Origin of the sequence: Nocardioides sp. JQ2195 (genome assembly GCF_012272695.1) — a bacterium.
Classification (GTDB): domain Bacteria; phylum Actinomycetota; class Actinomycetes; order Propionibacteriales; family Nocardioidaceae; genus Nocardioides.
The window spans coordinates 3,806,907-3,827,080 of record NZ_CP050902.1; the positions used below are offsets into that span (position 1 = coordinate 3,806,907).

Annotated in this window: 20 protein-coding genes and 1 tRNA gene; 10 read left to right on the top strand and 11 right to left on the bottom strand. The window is 69.8% G+C overall.

Annotated features, from left to right (window positions below; translation table 11 throughout):
* Positions 1–81: 81 nt before the first annotated feature.
* Positions 82–729 (bottom strand): LysE family translocator, encoded by a 648-nt coding sequence (locus tag ncot_RS18100; RefSeq protein WP_168618856.1) that lies wholly within the window; start codon positions 727–729, stop codon positions 82–84.
* Between the two features lie 164 nt (positions 730–893).
* On the opposite strand from ncot_RS18100, the gene ncot_RS18105 reads away from it, so the two are divergent.
* Both ncot_RS18105 and ncot_RS18110 read left to right on the top strand, forming a co-directional pair.
* Entirely contained in the window at positions 894–1,190 is a 297-nt protein-coding gene (locus ncot_RS18105) for a type II toxin-antitoxin system VapB family antitoxin (RefSeq protein WP_168618857.1), read from the top strand.
* The gene (locus ncot_RS18110; RefSeq protein ID WP_168618858.1) at positions 1,190–1,705 is read left to right on the top strand and encodes a LytR C-terminal domain-containing protein; all 516 of its coding nucleotides are present in this window, start codon (positions 1,190–1,192) and stop codon (positions 1,703–1,705) included. The genes ncot_RS18105 and ncot_RS18110 overlap by 1 nt, the downstream gene beginning before the upstream one ends.
* Before the next feature lie 70 nt (positions 1,706–1,775).
* Here ncot_RS18110 and ncot_RS18115 read toward each other — a convergent pair whose 3' ends face one another.
* The gene (locus tag ncot_RS18115) at positions 1,776–3,296 is read right to left on the bottom strand and encodes a potassium/proton antiporter (RefSeq protein ID WP_346766626.1); all 1,521 of its coding nucleotides are present in this window, start codon (positions 3,294–3,296) and stop codon (positions 1,776–1,778) included.
* Positions 3,297–3,376: 80 nt separating this feature from the next.
* On the opposite strand from ncot_RS18115, the gene ncot_RS18120 reads away from it, so the two are divergent.
* The 5 genes from ncot_RS18120 (at position 3,377) to ncot_RS18140 (ending at position 8,976) form a co-directional block, all read left to right on the top strand.
* Positions 3,377–4,837, top strand: coding sequence for an FAD-binding protein (locus tag ncot_RS18120; RefSeq protein ID WP_168618859.1), 1,461 nt, complete (start codon positions 3,377–3,379; stop codon positions 4,835–4,837).
* Between the two features lie 121 nt (positions 4,838–4,958).
* The gene (locus ncot_RS18125; RefSeq protein WP_168618860.1) at positions 4,959–6,146 is read left to right on the top strand and encodes a pyridoxal phosphate-dependent aminotransferase; all 1,188 of its coding nucleotides are present in this window, start codon (positions 4,959–4,961) and stop codon (positions 6,144–6,146) included.
* Positions 6,147–6,319: 173 nt separating this feature from the next.
* The gene (locus tag ncot_RS18130) at positions 6,320–6,763 is read left to right on the top strand and encodes a hypothetical protein (protein ID WP_168618861.1); all 444 of its coding nucleotides are present in this window, start codon (positions 6,320–6,322) and stop codon (positions 6,761–6,763) included.
* A gap of 3 nt (positions 6,764–6,766) precedes the next feature.
* Entirely contained in the window at positions 6,767–7,693 is a 927-nt protein-coding gene (locus tag ncot_RS18135) for a hypothetical protein (RefSeq protein WP_168618862.1), read from the top strand.
* Positions 7,690–8,976: a hypothetical protein gene (locus tag ncot_RS18140; RefSeq protein WP_168618863.1), complete on the top strand. Its 1,287-nt coding sequence runs from the start codon at positions 7,690–7,692 to the stop codon at positions 8,974–8,976. Before ncot_RS18135 ends, ncot_RS18140 begins: the two co-directional genes overlap by 4 nt.
* 248 nt (positions 8,977–9,224) lie before the next feature.
* Here ncot_RS18140 and ncot_RS18145 read toward each other — a convergent pair whose 3' ends face one another.
* The 5 genes from ncot_RS18145 to ncot_RS19760 form a co-directional block, all read right to left on the bottom strand.
* The gene (locus ncot_RS18145; RefSeq protein ID WP_168618864.1) at positions 9,225–10,607 is read right to left on the bottom strand and encodes a VWA domain-containing protein; all 1,383 of its coding nucleotides are present in this window, start codon (positions 10,605–10,607) and stop codon (positions 9,225–9,227) included.
* A 3-nt stretch (positions 10,608–10,610) separates the two neighbouring features.
* Positions 10,611–11,489 carry a MoxR family ATPase gene (locus ncot_RS18150; protein ID WP_168618865.1) on the bottom strand — a complete coding sequence of 293 codons (879 nt, stop codon included), beginning with the start codon at positions 11,487–11,489 and terminating at the stop codon, positions 10,611–10,613.
* Positions 11,490–11,524: 35 nt separating this feature from the next.
* Positions 11,525–12,706: a glycoside hydrolase family 6 protein gene (locus ncot_RS18155; protein WP_168618866.1), complete on the bottom strand. Its 1,182-nt coding sequence runs from the start codon at positions 12,704–12,706 to the stop codon at positions 11,525–11,527.
* A gap of 198 nt (positions 12,707–12,904) precedes the next feature.
* A tRNA-Ser gene (locus tag ncot_RS18160) sits at positions 12,905–12,994 on the bottom strand.
* Positions 12,995–13,493: 499 nt separating this feature from the next.
* Positions 13,494–13,910 (bottom strand): hypothetical protein, encoded by a 417-nt coding sequence (locus tag ncot_RS19760; protein WP_168618867.1) that lies wholly within the window; start codon positions 13,908–13,910, stop codon positions 13,494–13,496.
* An 87-nt stretch (positions 13,911–13,997) separates the two neighbouring features.
* Here ncot_RS19760 and ncot_RS18175 point away from each other — a divergent pair, with 87 nt between their 5' ends.
* Positions 13,998–14,789, top strand: coding sequence for a helix-turn-helix transcriptional regulator (locus ncot_RS18175; RefSeq protein WP_240937965.1), 792 nt, complete (start codon positions 13,998–14,000; stop codon positions 14,787–14,789).
* Between the two features lie 77 nt (positions 14,790–14,866).
* Here the strand turns inward: ncot_RS18175 and ncot_RS18180 are convergent, their stop codons facing one another.
* Both ncot_RS18180 and ncot_RS18185 read right to left on the bottom strand, forming a co-directional pair.
* Entirely contained in the window at positions 14,867–15,310 is a 444-nt protein-coding gene (locus tag ncot_RS18180; protein WP_206065418.1) for a nucleoside deaminase, read from the bottom strand.
* Positions 15,311–15,344: 34 nt separating this feature from the next.
* Positions 15,345–15,827: a tRNA adenosine deaminase-associated protein gene (locus ncot_RS18185; RefSeq protein ID WP_168618869.1), complete on the bottom strand. Its 483-nt coding sequence runs from the start codon at positions 15,825–15,827 to the stop codon at positions 15,345–15,347.
* A 113-nt stretch (positions 15,828–15,940) separates the two neighbouring features.
* Between ncot_RS18185 and upp the strand changes: the two genes are divergently transcribed.
* Positions 15,941–16,582, top strand: a complete 642-nt coding sequence (gene upp, locus ncot_RS18190; protein WP_168618870.1) for a uracil phosphoribosyltransferase — start codon at positions 15,941–15,943, stop codon at positions 16,580–16,582.
* 197 nt (positions 16,583–16,779) lie between these two features.
* Here upp and ncot_RS18195 read toward each other — a convergent pair whose 3' ends face one another.
* Entirely contained in the window at positions 16,780–18,930 is a 2,151-nt protein-coding gene (locus ncot_RS18195) for a UvrD-helicase domain-containing protein (protein WP_168618871.1), read from the bottom strand.
* A 149-nt stretch (positions 18,931–19,079) separates the two neighbouring features.
* Between ncot_RS18195 and ncot_RS18200 the strand changes: the two genes are divergently transcribed.
* Positions 19,080–19,493, top strand: a complete 414-nt coding sequence (locus ncot_RS18200; RefSeq protein ID WP_168618872.1) for a DoxX family protein — start codon at positions 19,080–19,082, stop codon at positions 19,491–19,493.
* 16 nt (positions 19,494–19,509) lie between these two features.
* Here the strand turns inward: ncot_RS18200 and ncot_RS18205 are convergent, their stop codons facing one another.
* Positions 19,510–20,139 (bottom strand): rhomboid family intramembrane serine protease, encoded by a 630-nt coding sequence (locus tag ncot_RS18205; RefSeq protein ID WP_168618873.1) that lies wholly within the window; start codon positions 20,137–20,139, stop codon positions 19,510–19,512.
* Positions 20,140–20,174 lie beyond the last annotated feature (35 nt).

Sequence of the window (20,174 nt, forward strand, 5' to 3'; positions counted from 1 at the left end):
GGTCACTCCACGAGCGACTGGTCGCCGCGGAGGTGACGTGGACACTGCGTTGCTCGGGGCGGTGGCGCGGTACGGCCCGGGTCACTGGGTGGTGTGGCCGGTGACCGCGAGCCCGGCGCCGAGGCCGACCATCATCACGCCACCGGTGACCCCGAGACCGTCGAGCCGCTGTGGCTTGCGGGCGAACCAGTCACGGGCTCGTGATGCAGCCAGCGCCCAGCAGGTGTCGGAGCAGACGGCGAGCACACCGAAGACCACCCCGAGCAGCAGCAGCTGCGGGGTCGTGGGGGCCGCAGGGTTGACGAACTGCGGCAGGAAGGCAGCGAAGAAGACGATCGTCTTCGGGTTCGTCGCACCCACGAGGAAGCCCGTCCACACCGCGCCGCCCACGGACCCGGCCGGCTCGACCTCGTCGGGGGCCTCCATCGCCCGTCGCGCATCAGCACGGTGACGGATCGCCTGGATGCCGAGGTACACGACGTACGCCGCGCCCACCAGCTTGAGGGCGGTGTACGCCGCGGCAGACGCGGCCACGAGCGCCCCGAGCCCGAGGGCCACGCCGACGACCTGGCTGACCAGTCCGAGCGCGTTGCCGACCACGGAGAGCAGCGCGTCGCGCCGCCCGACGGTCAGTGCGCGCCCGATGGTGAACAGCAGGCTGGGCCCCGGCACCTGGATGAACAGGAGCGAGGCGAGCACGAAGGCGACCAGGTGGTTGGTGGTGGGCACGGATCCAGTGTGCGGCCCCAGCCGTCTCGGCGCCACAGGATTGCCGCAAGGTGCGGAAGACGGAGGTTTCCGCGGAGGACCTGCACCCGACCCTTCGCTGTGACGACGGGTCGCCCACCTCGCCAAGACTGGGATCGTGGGCGGTCCTCGTTATAGTCACGACCGTGATCTTCAAGCGCGTGGGCGACTCCCGCCCCTACCCCGACCATGGGATGAACTCCCGCGCATGGTCCCAGGTCGCGCCTCGTCAGGTGCGACTCGACGAGCTGATCACCACCAAGGACACCCTCCACCTGAGCGCGCTGCTCGACGAGGACGGCACCTTCTACGGCGACCTGTTCGCGCACGTCGTCTACTGGCGCCGCGAGCTCTACCTCGAGGACGGCCTCCACCGCGCGCTGCGGGCAGCACTCCAGCAGCGCAACGTCCTGCACGCCCGCGTCCACATCCTGGAGGGCTGATGGACCGCCGCCAGACATCGGCCACGACCCTGGGCGTGCTCGGGCTGATCTGCGTGTTCATGCTCGTCTTCGGGCTCACCCAGGCGACCAAGGGCTTTCCGAAGTCCTCGTTCGGTGGCAGCACCCCGGTGTGTGTCGACAAGACGATCCCCAAGGGTTCCAAGGTCCGCACCGGCGACATCACCGTCAGCGTCTTCAACGCGGGCCAGCGCTCGGGCCTGGCCAGCAAGACGATGGAGCAGCTGATCGTGCGTGGCTTCGGTCCCGGCGACAGTGGCAACGCTCGCAGGAGCGGGGTGAAGCGTGTGGAGGTTCGGGCGGCCCAGCAGGACACCGCGGCCCGTCTGGTGGCCGCCCAGTTCGGGGCCGGCACCCGCGTCGTGACCGACAAGGAGCTCCTCGGCGTCGGCATCGTGGTCGTCGTCGGCGACGACTTCAAGGCGCTGATCAAGAAGTCGCCGCGCAAGATGAAGGCCGCCGAGGACACCCGCGTCTGCACGCCGCCGCTCGACTGAGGCCTCTGGCTCCACGCGGCCGGCCCGGTCCCGCGGCCGGCCCGGTCCCGCGGCCGGCCCGGGGAACAGGTCAGTCGTCGGCCGGGCTCGCGTCGTTGCCGAGCCACTGCGCGAGCCGGCCTCCCCGGGAGACCTGGCGCAGGCGGTCGTCGGTGCGTGCGCGCAGTCGTCGCGGGGTGACCACGAGCAGCTCGTCACCCCGCCGCAGGACGGTACGCCACTCGGGCACCCGTGACTCGCCGTCCCGGATGACCAGCGCCACCGAGGCACCCTGGGGCAGCCGGAGCTCACCCACCTCGACACCGTGCATGCGGGAGTTGGCGCTGATCGTGATCTGGAGCAGGTCGGCGGCGATCCGCTCGAGCGGCGCCGCCTCCACGTCGAGGTCACGGGGCTCGGACCGTTGGGCGACCTTGAGCAGCCGAGCCAGCAGCGGCAGCGTCGGACCGGTCACCAGGGTGAACACGATGACCATGATGAAGACGATGTCGAACAGCTGCTCGGCGTCGTCGACCCCCGCCGCCAGCGGAATCGTGGTGAGCACGATCGGCACTGCACCGCGCAGCCCTGCCCACGAGATGAAGGTGAGGTCGCGCCACGCCATCGGCCGCACCACTGAGCTGATCACCACCGAGACCGGCCGGGCGACCAGGGTGAGCACGACCCCGGCGACCAGTGCGAAGACCAGCGTCTGGCCGTCGATGCGTTCCGGGGAGAGCAGGAGGCCGAGCATGACGAACAGGCCGATCTGGGCCATCCAGCCGATGCCCTCGGTGAAGGACTTGGTGGCGGCACGGTGCGGGAGCTCGGCATTGCCGAGCACCAGCGCCGCGACGTAGATCGCGGCAAAGCCAGAGGCGTGGACGGCCGCCGCGGAGGCGTACGCGCCAGTCGCCAGGCACAGGATGGCGAGCGGGTAGAGGCCCGACGACGGCAGTGCGATCCGACGCATCACCCAGGCCCCACCGAAGCCGACGGCCAGGCCGAACGCGACACCCGCGACCAGCTCGAAGACGATCACCGCAACGATCTCGAGGATCGAGTCCTCAGCGAGCGCCCCGCTGGAGATCAACGCGACCAGGACCACGGTGGGTGCGTCGTTGAGGCCGGACTCCGCCTCCAGGGTGCCGGTGATCCGCCGCGGCAACGGCACCACGCGCAGCACGGAGAACACGGCCGCAGCATCGGTCGGCGAGCACACGGCGCCGAGGAGCAGGGCCAGCTCCCAGGGCAACCCGAGGAGCAGGTGGCCCGCGACCGCCATCACGGTGACGCTGACCACCACGCCGAGCGTGGCCAGGGAGGCACCGAGGCCGATCACCGGGCGGATCTCGGACCACTTGGTGCTGATGCCACCTTCGGCCAGGATCAGGGCCAGGGCCCCGAACCCGATGGCGTGCGCCATCGCCGCGTCCTCGAAGACGATGCCGACACCGGCCTCACCGAGGGCGACACCCATCAGCAGGTAGATCAACAGGCTGGGCAGTCCGGCCCGACTGGAGAGACGCACCGCCAGGATCGCGGCCAAGGTGACGATCGACCCCAGCAGCAGGAACTGATCGAGCTGGTGGGCGTCGAAGGACAAGGGCACCTCAGTCAGGTCGGGGCAGGGTCTGGATCCTATCGTGGACAAATATGGAACTTGTTCTAGTTTTGGCCTAGCCTGCCCCCATGAGTGGAACCGAGCTGCCCGAGGTCCTCGATGCCTCAGACCTCACCCCCGACGTCGAGACCTACGACGTGGTCGTCGTCGGCTTCGGGATCTCCGGAGGGTGCGCCGCCCTGGAGGCCGCGCGCAGCGGCGCCCGGGTCCTGCTCCTCGAGCGTGCCGCGGTGCACGGCGGGACCTCGGCGATGAGCGGCGGCGCGTTCTACCTCGGCGGCGGAACCGCGGTGCAGGCCGCCACCGGCCACGACGACAGCGTCGAGGAGATGGTCAACTACCTCACCGCCGTCTCCCGAGACCCCGACGCGGAGAAGATCCGCGCCTACTGCGAGGGAAGTGTCGAGCACTTCGGCTGGCTCGAGGCCCTCGGCTTCGAGTTCGAGCGCTCGTACTACGAGAAGAAGGCCGTGATCCAGCCGGGCACGGAGGGCCTGATGTACACCGGCAACGAGAAGGTCCACCCCTTCAACACCGCCGCCGTGCCGGCTCCGCGCGGGCACAAGGTGCCCGTTGCCGGAGACACCGAGGGCACCAAGCTGGTGATGGACCTGCTCCGCGACCGGCTCGCCGACGAGGGCGTCGAGGTGCGCTACGAGACCGGCGCGAACGGCCTCGTGGTCGAGGACGGCGCCGTGGTCGGCGTGCGTTGGAAGAAGTTCGCCGAGACCGGCCTGGTCCGGTGCCGGGCGGTGGTGCTGGCCGCGGGCGGGTTCGTGATGAACAAGGACATGGTCGCCACGTTCACCCCCAACCTCGCCGAGAAGCCCTTCGTCCTCGGGACGACGTACGACGACGGGCTGGGCATCCGCCTGGGCGAGTCGGTCGGCGGAGCCACCGCCTTCATGGAGGAGGCGTTCATCACTGCCCCGTTCTACCCGCCCTCGCGCCTGGTCAAGGGGATCGTGGTCAACAAGGAGGGGAAGCGGTTCGTCGCCGAGGACAGCTATCACGCCCGCACCTCCAGCTTCGTCATGGACCAGCCCGACCACGCGGCGTACCTCATCGTCGACAGCGACCACATCGAGCACCCCGCCTTCCCGCTGGCGCCCTTCATCGACGGCTGGGAGACGGTCGAGGAGATGGAGGCCGGTCTCGGGCTGCCGACCGGCTCCTTGGTCGCCACGCTCTCGGCGTACAACGAGCACGCCGCGCGCGGCGAGGACCCCGAGCTGCACAAGCAGCCCGAGTGGTTGGCCCCGCAGGACCAAGGACCGTGGGGCGCCTTCGACCTCACTCTCGGCAAGGCGCTCTACGCCGGCTTCACGATGGGCGGTCTGGTCACCGACGCGGACGGACGTGTCCGCCGTGAGGACGGCGCCACCATCACCGGGCTCTACGCCGCCGGCGCGTGCGCGTCGAACATCGCGCAGGACGCCAAGGGCTACTCCACCGGCACCCAGCTCGGCGAGGGCTCGTTCTTCGGCCGCCGGGCCGGCCGTCACGCCGCACGAACCGCGGCTTCCTGAGGCGCCGACCGCGACTTCTTGACCTCTGAACCGCGACTTCTTGACGTCCGAACCGCGACTTGTTGACGTCCGAACCCTGGGTTCCTGATGGCCCGACACCGGCACGGGTCACACTGATGCCATGACCGACCGTCTCACCGTCGCCAGCCGTGCCAACGTCCCGCCCTTCCACGTGATGGACCTGCTCGCCGCCGCGGGTGAGCGGCAACGCACCCATGGCGACATGGTCAACTTCGTGGCCGGCCAGCCCAGCAGCGGTGCCCCGGCCCCGGTGCTCGCCGAGGCGATCCGGCTGCTGGGCTCCGGTGACCCGCTGGGCTACACGGTCGCCACCGGTGTCCCCGACCTGCGCGAGGCGATCGCCGCCCACCACCAGCGCATGCACGGCATCGAGGTCGACAGGGATGACGTGGTCGTCACCACCGGCTCGAGCGGCGGCTTCCTGCTGGCCTTCCTGGCCGCCTTCGAGCCAGGTGACCGGGTGGCGATGGCTCGCCCGGGCTACGCCTGCTACCGCAACGTGCTCACCGCACTCGGGTGTGAGGTCGTCGAGGTCGACTGCGGGCCCGAGACCCGTTTCCAGCCCACCGTTGCCCAGCTCGAGGAGCTGGTCGCCACCACCGGGCCGATCAAGGGCCTCGTGGTGGCCAGCCCCGCGAACCCGACCGGCACCATGCTGCTGCCCGAGGAGCTCGCCGCCCTGGCCACCTGGTGCGAGACGAACGCGATCCAGCTGGTCAGCGACGAGATCTACCACGGCATCGAGTACGCCACCTCCGGCCCGACCAGCCGCAGTGCCTGGGAGACCTCGCGCGAGGCGGTGGTCTTCTCGTCGTTCTCGAAGTACTTCTCGATGACCGGGTGGCGGATCGGCTGGATGCTGGTGCCCGAGCGACTGCGCCGACCCGTCGACGTGCTCACCGGCAACTTCACCATCTGCCCGCCGGCGATCGCCCAGTACGCCGCGCTCGCCGCCTTCACCGACGCGTCGTACGCCGAGCTCGACAGTCACGTGCATCGTTATGCAGCCAACCGCAAGGTCCTCCTCGAAGGGCTGCCGCACCTGGGCATCGACAAGCTGGCGCCGGCAGACGGCGCCTTCTACGCGTACGCCGACATCGCCCACCTCACCGATGACTCGATGGCCTGGTGCCTGGAGCTGCTCCGGCACACCGGCGTGGCCGTGGCGCCCGGCGTGGACTTCGACACGGTGCGCGGCAACCAACACATCCGCTTCAGCTTTGCCGGCTCGACCGACGACATCCGCACGGGGTTGCAACGCCTCGCCGGGTTCCTCGGCCGCACGTGAGCCAGTCACCCGAGGCCGGGATCCGCGGCCCCTCGCCCCCACGACGGGGGCGGTGGACAATCTCGGCCACGGCGAGATGTTTACCAGCGGCCAACTCTGGGAAAAGAAGTTTGGTTGAGTCGGTTTGAACCGCTCGATCGGGGGTAGAGGCCACATGAATTGAGAGGTGATCCATGTACGGCGACCCCGCCGCCATGCGCAAGCGCGCCGCACAGCTGCAGGAGCAGGCCACCGACATCCGAGCGATGGCTGACCGGTTGGTGGCCCAGATCGAGTCGATCAACTGGGAGGGCCGCGCCGCGGCCGACATGCGCTCACGCATCCACGATCGCGCCGCACACCTGCGCGACTGTGCCGCCCAGCACGAGACCGCTGCCGAGTCACTCACCAAGCACGTCGTCGAGGTCGAGCGACTCAAGGACGCCATCGACGGCATCGAGCGCAAGAGCAGCTCCCTCGTTGCCGACGCTCGCACCCGGATCGCCCAGCAGCGCGCCCAGAGCGAGTCGTCGGGGGTCACCATCGACCCCGACGACACTGACCGCACCCTTGACCAGTTCGTGGCCCCCACCTCGGGCCACAAGGACTGGCTCACCGTCGAACTCCCCGGGTTGTGAGACATGCCGACCATTGACCTGAGCACCCCCTCCCCGGCCGCCGAAGGCACGCTCGAGGGGCTCCCCCGCCGCCTGGCGTTGACCCTTCCCGAGCTGCGCCTGCTCGCCGAGCAGGCCGGCGGTGCACCGTTGCCGTTCGAGATCGTCACGCCCGGCTCCGGAGCCAGCGCACTCGAGAGCAGGCTGGGCCAGTCACGCACTGCCAGTGAGGACCAGGCGTACGCCGACGCCCTGGCCACCCTGCACGACCCCGCGGAGGCACTCGCCAAGCGCGGCCTCATCGTCGACGGACGGGCCGACGCGGGTGTGGTCGGCGCGCTCGGCCTGCTCGCCAAGCCTGCCGTCGCGGTCGACATCGACCTCAACATCGACGGCATCCGCGCCAAGGCCTGGCACCGCCAGCGCGAGGGCGCGGTGGCCACCCTGGCCACCACCGACGGCGTGGTCTTCGAGCTGGCCTGGTTCGAGAGCCCGCACTGGAGCGCCGAGCTCGGGCGTGTGCCGACCCTCCCCGAGGACCACGTCACCGAGGAGTCGACGGTTCCCGAGGTCATCGATCTCCCCTACGAGCTGCTCGACGCCGGCGGCGAGGCCGTGCGCAGCGGTCGCGTGGACCTGCTCGGCACCATCGTCGCCCACCACACCGGTGGCGTCCTCGACGCTGCGGGCGAGTCGATCGACGACTCCACGGTCACGTCCTTGGTCTCGGCACTGGTCGGCGAGACCCGCGGGCGCCTGCGCGCCCTCGTCGCCGACATCGATGCCGGCGGCGACGTGGTCGGCGTGGTCTCCTGGGTCCTGCTGGCCGACGGCTGGCGCACCCTCCGCGCCCACCAGGTGGGCGACGTCAACCGTGTCGAAGTACGCCGCGTCGAGGCGGCCGAGCTGGCCGCAACCCTGAGCCCCGTCCTCGCGGAGGTGACCGCATGAGCATCAACGACAGCGCACAGCAGGACAAGTACGACCAGATGATGCGTCTGGCCGACCTGTTCGACACCTCCGGTGACGAGATGCGCGAGCGGGCCAACCTCGGCGCCGACATCCTGGCCGATGAGGGCGTCAGCGAGTCCGAGGAGCTGTCGAAGGCGACCTACACCCAGGCCGAGGCAGACATCGTCAACGCCACCACGGGCAAGACCGGGCTGATGGTGCGCTCCGTCGAGCTCGACGCCGATGCGCTGATCGTGCGCGCCACGGTGCTGACCTATCGGTGGATCGACGACCTGCAGCTCGCGGCGTACAAGACGCTCGGCTCGGTGGCCGCGCGCGCGGTCGGCTACCTGGCGCCCGAGGTGGCTCTCGGAGGAGCGATCTTCTCCGCGGGCCTCATCGAGACCGACGCGCTCGACCGTGAGGGCCTGGCGTCCTACCTCAACGAGCTCGCCGAGCAGAACCCCGAGCTGATGGACCACTTCGTCAGCGGCGGTGGCGGCCTGGTCGAGGGGCTCCAGATGCGTGCCCTGCTCACCGCAGCCGTGCTGGGTGGCGAGGAAGGACCGGCGGTCACCCACGGTGGTCTCCGCGCGGTCGGCGCCACCGACTTCGCCGACGACTTCTCCGCCGGGCTGCGCGACGTGGCCGGCGGCTACCGCGAGGCGGCGACCGAGAGCTCCGCGTCGGCCGACGGGCTGCCGACCCCCGCGAGCATCGAGGACCTGATGTCCTCACTCAGCCGGGTCGAGGGCAACCTGTTGGTCCAGCGCCTGCCCGGAGGACGCTTCATCGCCTACCTGCCCGGCTCCACGCAACGTGGTGCCGGCCAGCTCCAGCTGGTCGGCAGTGACGTGGCCGGCCGGGTGTCGTCCGTGATCACGGCCATCGAGGACGCCGTCGGGGACGAGACCGGCGCCCGGGTGATGGTCGTGGGCCACGCCCAGGGAGGCGTGGCCGCCGCCGAGATCGCCGCGGCCGCCTCGTCCGACAAGTTCGTGATCGACCAGGTCATCACCGCCGGCGCTCCGACCGCCCAGGTCACCACCGTTCCCGAGACCACGACCGTGCTGTCGCTCGAGGACCGCGCTGACCCGGTCGCGCTGCTCGGGTCGCTGATCAACGCCAAGGTCAGCAACCGCCTCACCGTGGTCTTCGACGGCGGCGACCGCGCCGGCGCCGCGGCGTACGTCGAGGGCGGACGCGCCGCGGACACCGCGACGCACCCGGAGCTGCGGGCCGCGATCCAGCGGATCCACGACCTGGGCTACCTCGCCGGCTGACTGCGCGAACGGGCAACTCTTGCTACACGAACGGGCATTCCTTGCTGCGCGAACGGGCAACTCTTGACGCTCGAACAGGCAGTTCTTGACGCCGAGAGCCAGCTCATCACGCCGTGCGCTGAGTGGTGACGGTCCGGGCGTCAAGGATTGCCCGTTCGCGACGCAACAACCGCCCGTTCGCGACGCAACAACCGCCCGTTCGCGACGCAAGAGTTGCCCGTTCGCGCAGCAAGAGTTGCCCGTTCGGGTCAGACGAGGTCGTGCACGAACTCACCGAGCTGCGCGATGTTGCGGCACTCGAGCATCGGGGCGATCTCGGCGTACGTCGGGGCGGCGCTGTCGCCGTTGCCCCAGTTGCGTGCGTGCTCGGGATTGAGCCAGTAGGTGCGCCTGCACTGGTCGACCATGTCGCGGAAGACGTCGAGCTCGAGGTCGCTGTAGTTGGAACGGGCATCGCCCAGCACCAGCAGTGAGGTCCTCGGTCCGAGGGCGTCGGCGTGCTCCTCGGTGAACTTGCGGAACGCCCGGCCGTAGTTGGTGCGCCCCCACAGCGCCGCATGACTCGTTGCCGCGGCCAGGTCGGACATCACGTCGACGACATCGGCCTCCGGCTTGAAGTGGTGGGTGACCTCGTGGACGTGGTCGATGAAGGTGAAGGCCCGCACCTTGGTGAACTGGTCGCGCAGCGCGAAGACCAGCAGCAGCGTGAACTGGGCGAAGTTGGCCACCGACCCGCTGACGTCGCACAGCACGACGAGCTCGGTGCGGTGGGGACGCTTCGGTCGGTGGTGGGTGGTGATCGGCACGCCTCCGGTGGAGATCGAGGCCCGGACCGTACGCCGGAAGTCGAGCGGCCCGCGCCGGCGGGCATGCTGCTCCTTGGTGAGCCGGGTGGCCAGGCGTCGGGCCAGCGGCTGGATCTCCCGCCGCATGCCCTCGAGGTCGCTGCGGCGGGCGCTGAGGAAGTTGAGGTTGTCGATCGTCGGGCGCAGTGTCGACTCGGCGACGTGCCGAGCACCCTTCTCCTCCGCGATCCGGCGGAGCGCGTCCTGCTCGACCTGCCGGGTGAAGCGCTCCACCTGCGCCCGCGCCCGGCGCTGGGCCGTCGGCTGGTCGTCGCCCCGGGCCAGCAACCCGGCGACGATCCGGTCGACCAGCTCCTCCGGCGCCACCCGCTTGAGGGCTTGGTAGGCACTCCACGACGAGAGCCCGGGACCGCGGCCGGGCATGGCGCCGAACCTGCCCAGGGCCTCGATCGCGAGGTCCCGCAGGGCTTCCGGGTCACCGCTGGTCATCACGTCGGCCAGCTCCTCGCGCAGCGTGTTGAGCGCTTCCCCGGTGTCCCGGGGACCGCTGTGGGCCTCGTCGACCTCCGGATCGTCGTCGAGGCCGGTCGGCCGGACGTCGCCGGTGAGCGCCGGAAAGTAGAGGTCGAAGAGCTCGTCGAAGGGCTGCCGGTGCCCGGCTCGCTTCACCAGCGTCGCGGCGTACGCCGTCCGGATCGTCTCTCGGTCGCCCCACGCCAGCGCGGTCGCCGCCCGGGCCGCGTCGATGTCCTCGGCCAGCGACACCGGGATCCCGGCGCTGCGCAGGGCCTCGACGAACTCGACGTGGCGATCCAGGAGGGACATGGCTCAGGCCTTCAGCTTCAGCTCACGGATCGCCCGGTCGTGGTCGGAGACGTGCTTGAGCACCACACCGAGCGTGGCGTTGATCGCAGCCGGGTCGAGCGAGGAGATCTGGAGCGCGATGAGGGTGCGAGCCCAGTCGATGGACTCCGCGATGGATGGTGCCTTCTTGAGCTCCAGCTCACGCAGCCGGGCCACGACCTCGACCAGCTGGTGGGCCAGCCTGTCGTCGAGGCCCTGCACCCGGGAGAGGAGGATCTCCTGCTCCCGTTGGGGATCGGGGTAGTCGAGGTGCAGATAGAGGCACCGTCTCTTGATCGCCTCGGAGAGCTCGCGGGTGGCGTTGGAGGTGAGCACGACGAAGGGCCGGCGTACGGCCTCGACGGTGCCGAGCTCGGGGATGGTGACCTGGAAGTCGGAGAGCACCTCGAGCAGGAGACCCTCGACCTCGACGTCGGTCTTGTCGACCTCGTCGATGAGCAGCACGGTCGGCTCCTCACGACGGATCGCGGTCAGCAGCGGGCGTCTGAGCAGGAACTCGTCGGTGAAGATGTCGTCGTGCGTCTGCTCCCACGCCTGGTCGGGACCGGTCGCCTGGATGCGCAGCAGCTGCTTCTTGTAGTTCCACTCGTAGAGCGCGCGAGCCTCGTCGAGGCCCTCGTAGCACTGCAGGCGCACCAGCTCGGCGCCGCTGGAGGCGGCGACCGCCTTCGCCAGCTCCGTCTTTCCGACGCCGGCCGGTCCCTCGATCAGCAGCGGCTTGCCGAGGGTTCCGGCGAGGAAGGCAGTCGTGGTGGTGGCCGGGTCGGCCAGGTAGCCGGTCGCGCTCAGGCGTTCGAGGGCGTCATCGGGTGAGGAGAACCAGGTGTCGTCGAGGGCGGTCACACCGGCGAGCCTAGTGGGCACGCTCTCCCTCCGGGTCAGGGCAGGGGCGCGGGATACTTGGTGGACTGGTCCATGTCGAGGGCGCGCTGCTTCACGAACGGGTCTGCCTGGTTGTAGAGCCACGGACGGCCGAACCAGACGAACCCGTCGACCCACTTGCGGGCCTTGGCCCGGTCCCTGTCCGACAGCTGCCACGTCGCAACGCCCGCGCGGGCGGTGGGCGGGATCCCGAGGGTCACGCACCGCGTCATCGTGGGGGTGGTGCAGGTCCGGGCGTTGTCGGTGATGCCGCCCGGCTCCGACGGGATCATGTCGCGCCAGTTCGTCGGCACCCCGGACTTGGCGGTGTCGATGATGAAGTGCTTGTCGCCGTAGCCGTCACGACGCAGGATCTTGACGATCCTGGTCCCGTGACGGATGTTGTCCGACGGCCCGGTGTAGTGGGTCGAGTCCAGGGCGAAGCCTCGCGCGAACTCGATGCCGGTGTGCTCCAGGGTCTGGGCGCACATCTCGGGGTCGTTGCCGCTGCCGTTCCCGCACCAGTCGGCGGCACCGGCGTCGATGTAGACGCTGGTGTTGGGCAGCGAGCTCAACAGCTTGGTGCCATAGCGCAGCAGACGTCCCGTCAGCTCCCGGTTCGGCACGCACCAGAAGAACGGGCCGTCGGGCTGCATCTCCACCAAGGTGTGGGCGTCGCCGATGCCCTCGGCCAGGGAGCGCATCCAGCGGCGATAGGCCGAGCGCTCCTCCTTGGTGGGCACCCGACGACATGCCTCCCCGCCCCAGGGCTTCATCCGGAAGACCGCCAGCTGCACCAGCGCCTCGTCGTCTCCGGCCAGCGAGGAGCGGATGTAGTCACGCACCTTGTCGTCGATCTGGTTCGGGGCGATCCACGAGCCGTACCACTTGGTGCGCGGTCGCAGCGCGATGCGACCGATCGCCGCCTTCTCCGCTCCCGTCGCCGCGCGGTACGGCGCCCACACCTGGTCCTGGGGGCCTTGGTAGACACCCCACACTCGGCCCGCCAACGGGTTCGACCTGTTCTTCGCGTGTGGCGCCTCGGGGACCTGCCAGACCTCGGTGCTCGGTGTGCCGATGCTGAGGTCGTCGGACTGCTGGGCGGTGGCACCCGTCGGAGTGCTGAGCAGGGTCGCCGCCAGCAGGGACGAGGCGCCCCACACCAACAGCCTGCTCCGCGCACGCCGCGAACCGACCATCGCCCAACCCTCCAGAGTCCGCTCGCGCGGCTCCCGTTCGCGCGACCGAACGAAGCCTAACGACGCAGGGCCGGTCCCGGAGGTGGAATGACGAAGGTCATCACCCCCGGTCATGGGTTCCGGGGACTCAACGCACGAAGTCCCGCCCGGGAGGATCCCTGGGCGGGACTTCGGCCTGGGACCTTCGTCAGGACCCGTTGGCGGTGGCGGAGGGATTTGAACCCTCGGTGGGTTTGACCCCACACTTCATTTCGAGTGAAGCACCTTCGGCCGCTCGGACACGCCACCGCCGGAGAGATTACTAGATCTGCCCCGCGAGGCCTAAATCGTCCACACCGGCCCAGGTCAGCACCGCTTGGGTCTGCACGGCTCAGGTCAGCACGGCACGGTCTGCACGGCTCAGGGCGCACAACGTGCGTCTGCACCGTCAGCGCCACGAGCCGACCCTCGCCGTCCCGCAGCTCGGTCTGCACCACGACCTGGCTGCGGCCGCGGTGCAGTGGGCGTGCGGTGGCGGTCACCGTGCCGTCCGACACCGCCCGCATCAGCTGGGTGCTGCTCGAGGTCGTCGCGGTCGTCGCACCATCCGGCAGGCCGAGGAAGGCGCAGGCCGCACCGATGCTGTCGGCCAGGGTCATCAGCGCGCCGCCGTGCATGACGCCCCCCGCCGTGCAGCGGTTCGCCGACCAGTCGAGGTGTCCGATCACTCGGTCGGCATCGCCGGAGTCGATCACCACGCCGCTGGCATCGGCAAACGGCATGAGACTGACCAGATCGGTGGGTGCACTCATCGCCGGGCCCGCAGCACGACGTACTGCTCGATGGCGAAGGCCGCCACGACGACCGCCTGCACGAGGCACCAGACCAGGCCGATGCCGGTCAACGAGAGCAGCCCGAACGCGACAGCGACGGACCCGACCACCCATGCTGCGTTGCCGACCACCACCTCCCGGGCGAGCCCGGTGGGCACCGGATCACGGGTGCCGATCCAGGCCAGGGCGCCCGCCCAGACCAGGAGTACCGCGCCGAGAATCTCGAGGGTCAGGACCGATGGGCCGAGCAGGTCGTCGAGCAGTGTGGCGCCGGCCAGGTAGGCGACGCCGTTGAGGCCGGAGACGCCGGCGTCGAGGAGCAGCAGCTTCGAGATCAGGGACCGTTCGGCGGTCGTGGTGGACAGGGACTGGGTGTGGATTCGTGTGTTCATGGCCCCAACGGTGGCCCGGCGGTGGAGGCTTGTCGATGACGTCGGAGGTAATGGAGCCCACTACCTCGCTCGGCCACAATGGACGTCATGACGATGACCCAAGCGCGTCCGGGTGCCGGCGGAGTCGGCGTGCTCCTCAAGGACTGGCGGCAACGTCGCCGCCGCAGCCAGCTCGAGGTCTCCAACCAGTCGGGCATCTCCACGCGACACCTGAGCTTCGTCGAGACCGGTCGCTCCCGACCCAGCCGCGACATGGTGCTGCGCATCGCCGACCAGCTCGAGGTGCCGCTGCGGGAACGCAACACCCTGCTGCTCGCGGCCGGCTACGCCCCGGCGTACGACGAACGCACCCTCGCGGACGACGACATGTCAGCCATCCGCGAGGCGCTCGACCTGATCCTCACCGGCTATGCGCCCTACCCCGCGCTGGTCGTCGACCGGGACTGGAACCTCGTGCAGGCCAACGCGGCGGTGGCTCCGCTGCTCGAGGGCGTGGCGCCAGAGCTGCTCGAGGCACCGGTGAACGTGCTGCGCCTGAGCCTCCACCCGGATGGGATGAGCAACCGGATCGTCAACCTGGCCGAGTGGCGGGGCCACCTGCTCGACCGACTGGCCCGCGAGCACGCGGTGACCGGGTCGACCTCGACGAGGGCACTGCACGACGAGCTGCTGGACTATCCGGGCGGGATCTCGCATCCCCCGCCGGACGGACGGATCGCCGTGCCGATGCGCCTGCGCACCGACGCCGGAGAGCTCTCGTTCATCAGCACGGTCACCACCTTCGGCACTGCTGTGGACATCTCGGTCGCCGAGCTCACCGTCGAAGCTTTTCTCCCGGCCGATGCGGCGACCGCTGCCGCGCTACGGGGCCGGGACTGATTGTTCACGCATCAAGAACTGACGGTTCGCCCGTCAAGAATCGCCCGTTCGCGCGTCAAGAATCCACCGTTCGCGCATCAAGAATCGCCCGTTCGCGCAGAACGGAAGAAGGTGTCGAGGAGTGCGGCGGACTCCTCCGCGAGGACGCCGGCGACCACCTCGGGGCGGTGGTTCAGCCGTCGGTCACGCACGACGTCCCAGAGGCTTCCCACGGCGCCGGCCTTGTCGTCGTACGCCCCGAAGACCAGGCGGTCGAGGCGGGACAGCACGATCGCCCCGGCGCACATGGTGCACGGCTCCAGCGTCACGACCAGGGTGCAACCGCCCAGGCGCCACTCCCCGCGCGCCCGGGCGGCCTCACGGATCGCGACCACCTCGGCGTGCCCGGTCGGGTCGCCCTCGGCCTCGCGGGTGTTGCGGCCGCGGCCGATCACCGCACCGGACTCGTCCAGGACGATGGCTCCGATCGGTACGTCGTCCGTCGCCAGCGCGGCGCGGGCCTCGTCGAGGGCGGCACGCATCGCCGCGTCGTACGCACGTGTCATCGACGGAGACTCACGCAGTCGTGAGGTCGACCGCGTCGTCGAACGCGGGCCCGAAGCCGAGGCGGCCGGCAACGTCGGAGAGCATCTCGTCAGGATAGAGGTCGTGGTCGTCGATCAGCAGCCCCATGTCCATCGCGTGCATGCCGAGGTCACCGAGGATGTTGAGGTCACCGGCGGGTGCGGAGTCGTCGTCCTCCTCCGGGAAGGGCAGGGCCAGGTGCTCGATGGCGGTGCGCGCCAGCTCCCACTCGTCGGCCGCGGTGATGTCGGAGAGCAGCACCTGCAGGATCGACCCGTTGACCCGGACGATCAGGAACACGTCCTCGTCGAAGCCGATCAGTGCGATCGTGCCGCCTTCTCCCGGGAAGCGCCGCAATCCGGAGGCCAGGGTCTCGATGTCCTGGAGCGCCTCGTCGGCCAGCTCCGCCAGCTGCCAGCGACCGTCTTCGCGGTAGGCGGCCAGGGCGAAGTCGATGTCCAACTCCTCGACCATGAGGCTCCCCTTCGGGTTCACGCGCTCGGATCCAGACTCCAGAGTGACAGAGGTCAGGGGCGGTTCCAACCCTGTTTCCCCAAACGTCACGCAGACTCGACTAGGTTTTCCCCATGCGTACCCACGTCGTCGACCACCCCTTGGTGGCCCACAAGCTGACCACCCTCCGCGACCAGGACACCGACAGCCCGACGTTCCGACGCCTGGCCGACGAGCTCGTCACGCTCCTGGCCTATGAGGCGACCCGCGACGTGCGGGTCGACGAGGTCACCATCCAGACGCCGGTCTCCGGTGCCAACGGGGTGAAGCTCGCCTCGCCGAAGCCCCTCGTGGTGCCGATCCTGCGCGCCGGCCTGGGGATGCTCGACGGCATGGTGCGGCTGCTGCCCACCGCCGAGGTCGGCTTCCTGGGCATGATCCGCAACCAGGAGACCCTCGAGGCCTCGACCTACGCCGAGCGGCTGCCCGACGACCTGTCCGGGCGCCAGTGCTACGTGCTCGACCCGATGCTGGCCACCGGCGGCACCCTGGCCGCGGCGATCCGCTTCCTGACCGAGCGCGGCGCCGACCACATCACCGCGATCTGCCTGTTGGTCGCCCCCGAGGGTTGCCAGCGTCTCGAGGAGGAGCTCGCGGACCTCGAGGTGCCGGTCACCGTGGTGACCGCCGCGATGGACGAGAAGCTCAACGAGAAGGGCTACATCGTCCCCGGGCTCGGCGATGCCGGCGACCGGTTGTACGGCGTCGCGCACTGACGCTGGCTTCACCACGAGACGGGACCCCCCAGAGACCGGGACTACCCACGAGACCCGGACCATCCACGAGACCCGGACCACCCACGCGATTCGTAGCGGACCTCCCGGCCGGGGCGTCCACCTCCCGGCCGGAATGTCGGTCGGGAGGTTCCGCTTCGCCCGGAACCCGGTGAAACGGCAGGGGGGTGTGGAGCTGGTCAGGAGACGATCGAGAGCAGCTGCGTGGCGCGGGTCAGCACTACGTAGAGGACCGCGCGGCCGGTCTGGGACTCGTCCTCGATCTCCTGGGGACGCACCACCACGATCCCGTCGAACTCGAGGCCCTTGGTGTCCAGTCCGGTGAGCACGACGATGCGGTCGTCGCCACTGGGGTTGACGCCGGGGGCAGCGGCGGACGGAGCGTCGTCGGCGAACTCGGGCCACGAGGCCAGCCACGCATTCACCTCGGCACGACGCGCGGCCGGCACCACGATGCCGACCGTTCCGGCCACCTCGCCGGAGAGGCGGGCCACCTCCGCACGAACCGAGGCCTCCAGGTCGTCGACCGGTCCGAGCACGGTCGGGCCGACCCCGGTCGAACGGACCGCGGTGGGGAGGTCGGCGTCGAGACCGACGCGCTCGGCGTAGGCCGCGGCGTACTCGTAGATCTCGGACGAGTTGCGGTAGTTCGTCGAGAGGTGGAAGGAATGCACCTGCTTGCCCTCGAGCGCGGCGGCGCGGGCCGCGTCGGACTCGGCGGGCACCGGCCAGGACGACTGCGCCGGGTCGCCGACGATCGTCCACGAGGCGGCGCGGCCGCGTCGGGCGACCATCCGCCACTGCATCGGGGTGAGGTCCTGCGCCTCGTCGATCAGCACGTGCGCGAACGGGTCGTCCTCGATGCGGTGGGTGGGCGGTCGCCACGACGGACCGGTCGCGAACTCGCGGTCGGCCGCGGTGGTCAGCTCCTGGAGGTCACCACCGAGGTGGTCGGTGAAGTCGTTCTGCTCACCGGTCTTCTCCGGGACGTCGTCGAGCGTGTAGCGCGCCTCGTCGAGAAGCGGGATGTCCTCGATCGAGAGGGATCCGTCCCAGCTCTTCAGGAGGGTGGCCTGCTCGTGCTGGCTCAGGATCCCGTCGGAGACCCGGGCCAGGAAGTCGGCGTCACGCAGCCACTCGAGCACGGTGGGGGCGGCCAACGGTGGCCACCACCGGAGGGCAAAGGCGAGGAACTCGTCGTTGCCGAGCATCTCGTCGTTGAACTCCTCGCGGCCACGGTCGCGGCCACGCTCGCTGCGCACCTGGCGCCACATCGCGTCGAGCAGGGTGGAGGCCACCTTGGGGATCATCCGGTTGCGGCGTCCCTGCCGGAGCAGGTCCCTGCGGAGCCGACCGAGCAGCTGCCGGTCGAGCCGGATCACGTCGTCGCGGTAGAACAGGCGGAACTCGTCGGGGGCGCCGGGAATCGCCTGCCGGGCGGCTCGACGGACCACCTCGGCCATCCGCTCGGCGCCCTTGATGTCGGCCACCGCGGGGTCGTCGTGGCGCGTGGCACGGACCCCGTCCACGACCTCACCGAGGGACCGCAGCGCGACCGCGGTCTCACCGAGGGAGGGCAGCACGCGCTCGATGTAGCGCATGAAGACTCCGGACGGGCCGACGATCAGCACGCCGCCGCCTTCATAGCGCCGACGGTCGGTGTAGAGGAGGTACGCCGCACGGTGCAGCGCGACGACCGTCTTGCCGGTCCCGGGGCCGCCGGAGATGGTGACGACACCCTTGGACGGCGCCCGGATCGCCTTGTCCTGCTCGGCCTGGATGGTGGCCACGATCGAGTGCATCGAGCGGTCGCGAGCCCGCGAGAGCTGCGCCATCAGTGCACCTTCGCCGACGATCGGGAGGTCGGTCTCCACGGAGTCGTCGAGCAGCTCGTCCTCGACGCCGACCACGGTGGGGCCGGTGCAGCGCAGCACCCGACGGCGTACGACGTCGTGCGGCTCCGCCGCCGTGGCCTGGTAGAACACCGCGGCCGCGGGGGCTCGCCAGTCGATCAGGAGCGAGTCGCGGTTGTCGTCGCGCAGCCCGATCCGGCCGACGTAGCGCGGTTCCGGGTCGAGCTCGGGGGTCAGGTCGAGGCGTCCGAAGACCAGGCCCTCGTGGGCCGCGTCGAGCTGGGCCATCCGCTTGGCGGCCTGGAAGACCATCGCGTCTCGCTCGACGAGGCCGCCCTCATGGCCGAGCCGGCCACGGTCGTGTCCTTCGCGGGCCAGTTGTCGAGCCGCAGCCGTGGATGACTCGAGCTGCCGGTAGACCCGGTCGACGAAGGCCTGTTCGGTGGCGACCTCGCGCTCAGCAACCTCATCGGACAACGCAGGACCACCCCTCGGAGAACACGAACAACAAGCAGGCAACTCTACCTGCCCACGACGGCTCCGGTTGCAACGACGGTGCACGAACGATGATTCCCGGGAACGGCACCGGTCTTCATGTCGTCGTCCAACTCACACAGGAGTTCATCATGAGCACGCAGACCCTCACCGGAAGCACCACATCCAGCACCCGCGACACCTCCCGAACCTTCGGCCTGGTTCTCACCGGCCTGGTGTCCCTCTTCCTGGCCGTGGATGCGATCAGCCACCTGCTCAACGTGCAGACGGCTCAGGACTGGAACCAGAAGTACGGCGCCCCGGGGTGGTTCGCCTATCCGCTCGGGATCGCTCTGACGATCAGCCTGATCACCTACTTGGTGCCGCGAACCGCCGTGCTCGGTGCTGTCCTGCTCACCGGCTATCTCGGTGGAGCGATGGCAGTGAACATCTTCATCAACGACCAAGCCGTCTTCGGTGCCGCATTCGCCTTCATCGTGGCCGTGCTGGCATGGGGTGGCCTGTGGCTTCGCGACGACCGGGTCAAGGTGCTCTACACCCGCTGACCGTCGACGCGGGGCGTCACCAGGCCAGCGGATCACGCTTCTCGACCTCAGGCTGTGGCTTGGCCCGGCCGGCCAGCAGCCAGGCCGCGAGCCCGCCGCCGATCGCCCCGAACAGGTGCCCCTGCCAGGAGACCCCCTCCTGGCCGGGGAGCACACCCCACAGGATCCCGCCGTACATGACCAGGATGACGACACCGAGCGCGATCTGGCCGACCTTGGCGGCGAAGAACCCGCGCACCAGAAGATGGACCAGCCAACCGAAGACCAGGACCGATGCTCCGATGTGCACCGAGTTGTCCTGACCGATCAGCCAGGTGCCGAGGCCGCCGACCACCCAGACGATCGCGGTGACCACGAGCCAGGTGCGCACCCCGGACAACAGGATCACGAAGCCCAGAACCAGCGTCGGGATCGTGTTGCCGATGAGGTGCCCCCAGCCGGCGTGCAGGAGCGGAGCGAAGACGATGCCCAGCAGACCGTCTGTCTCGCGGGGCCGCACGCCTTCGGCGTCGAGTCGGTTGCTCATCAACGTGTCGACGAACTCGATCGCATAGAGCAACGCCACGAAGCTGCCGATCACCACGGCGGCCGTCACCCACCGGGGCGTTGCCTCGGTGGGTGACGTGCGGGGTTCGGGCAGGCTCATGCCGTCAGCCTAGCCAGCGGTCGAGTGCCGGTTCG

Excerpts from the sequence above, each read along its gene's own strand:
- ncot_RS18110 (WP_168618858.1), top strand. The coding sequence starts at position 1,190 with ATGGACCGCCGCCAGACATCGGCCACGACCCTGGGCGTGCTCGGGCTG.
- ncot_RS18120 (WP_168618859.1), top strand. The coding sequence starts at position 3,377 with ATGAGTGGAACCGAGCTGCCCGAGGTCCTCGATGCCTCAGACCTCACC.
- ncot_RS18125 (WP_168618860.1), top strand. The coding sequence starts at position 4,959 with ATGACCGACCGTCTCACCGTCGCCAGCCGTGCCAACGTCCCGCCCTTC.
- ncot_RS18130 (WP_168618861.1), top strand. The coding sequence starts at position 6,320 with ATGTACGGCGACCCCGCCGCCATGCGCAAGCGCGCCGCACAGCTGCAG.
- ncot_RS18135 (WP_168618862.1), top strand. The coding sequence starts at position 6,767 with ATGCCGACCATTGACCTGAGCACCCCCTCCCCGGCCGCCGAAGGCACG.
- ncot_RS18140 (WP_168618863.1), top strand. The coding sequence starts at position 7,690 with ATGAGCATCAACGACAGCGCACAGCAGGACAAGTACGACCAGATGATG.
- ncot_RS18145 (WP_168618864.1), bottom strand. The coding sequence starts at position 10,607 with ATGTCCCTCCTGGATCGCCACGTCGAGTTCGTCGAGGCCCTGCGCAGC.
- ncot_RS18155 (WP_168618866.1), bottom strand. The coding sequence starts at position 12,706 with ATGGTCGGTTCGCGGCGTGCGCGGAGCAGGCTGTTGGTGTGGGGCGCC.
- ncot_RS19760 (WP_168618867.1), bottom strand. The coding sequence starts at position 13,910 with ATGAACACACGAATCCACACCCAGTCCCTGTCCACCACGACCGCCGAA.
- ncot_RS18175 (WP_240937965.1), top strand. The coding sequence starts at position 13,998 with ATGACGATGACCCAAGCGCGTCCGGGTGCCGGCGGAGTCGGCGTGCTC.
- ncot_RS18180 (WP_206065418.1), bottom strand. The coding sequence starts at position 15,310 with ATGCGTGCCGCCCTCGACGAGGCCCGCGCCGCGCTGGCGACGGACGAC.
- ncot_RS18185 (WP_168618869.1), bottom strand. The coding sequence starts at position 15,827 with ATGGTCGAGGAGTTGGACATCGACTTCGCCCTGGCCGCCTACCGCGAA.
- upp (WP_168618870.1), top strand. The coding sequence starts at position 15,941 with ATGCGTACCCACGTCGTCGACCACCCCTTGGTGGCCCACAAGCTGACC.
- ncot_RS18200 (WP_168618872.1), top strand. The coding sequence starts at position 19,080 with ATGAGCACGCAGACCCTCACCGGAAGCACCACATCCAGCACCCGCGAC.
- ncot_RS18205 (WP_168618873.1), bottom strand. The coding sequence starts at position 20,139 with ATGAGCCTGCCCGAACCCCGCACGTCACCCACCGAGGCAACGCCCCGG.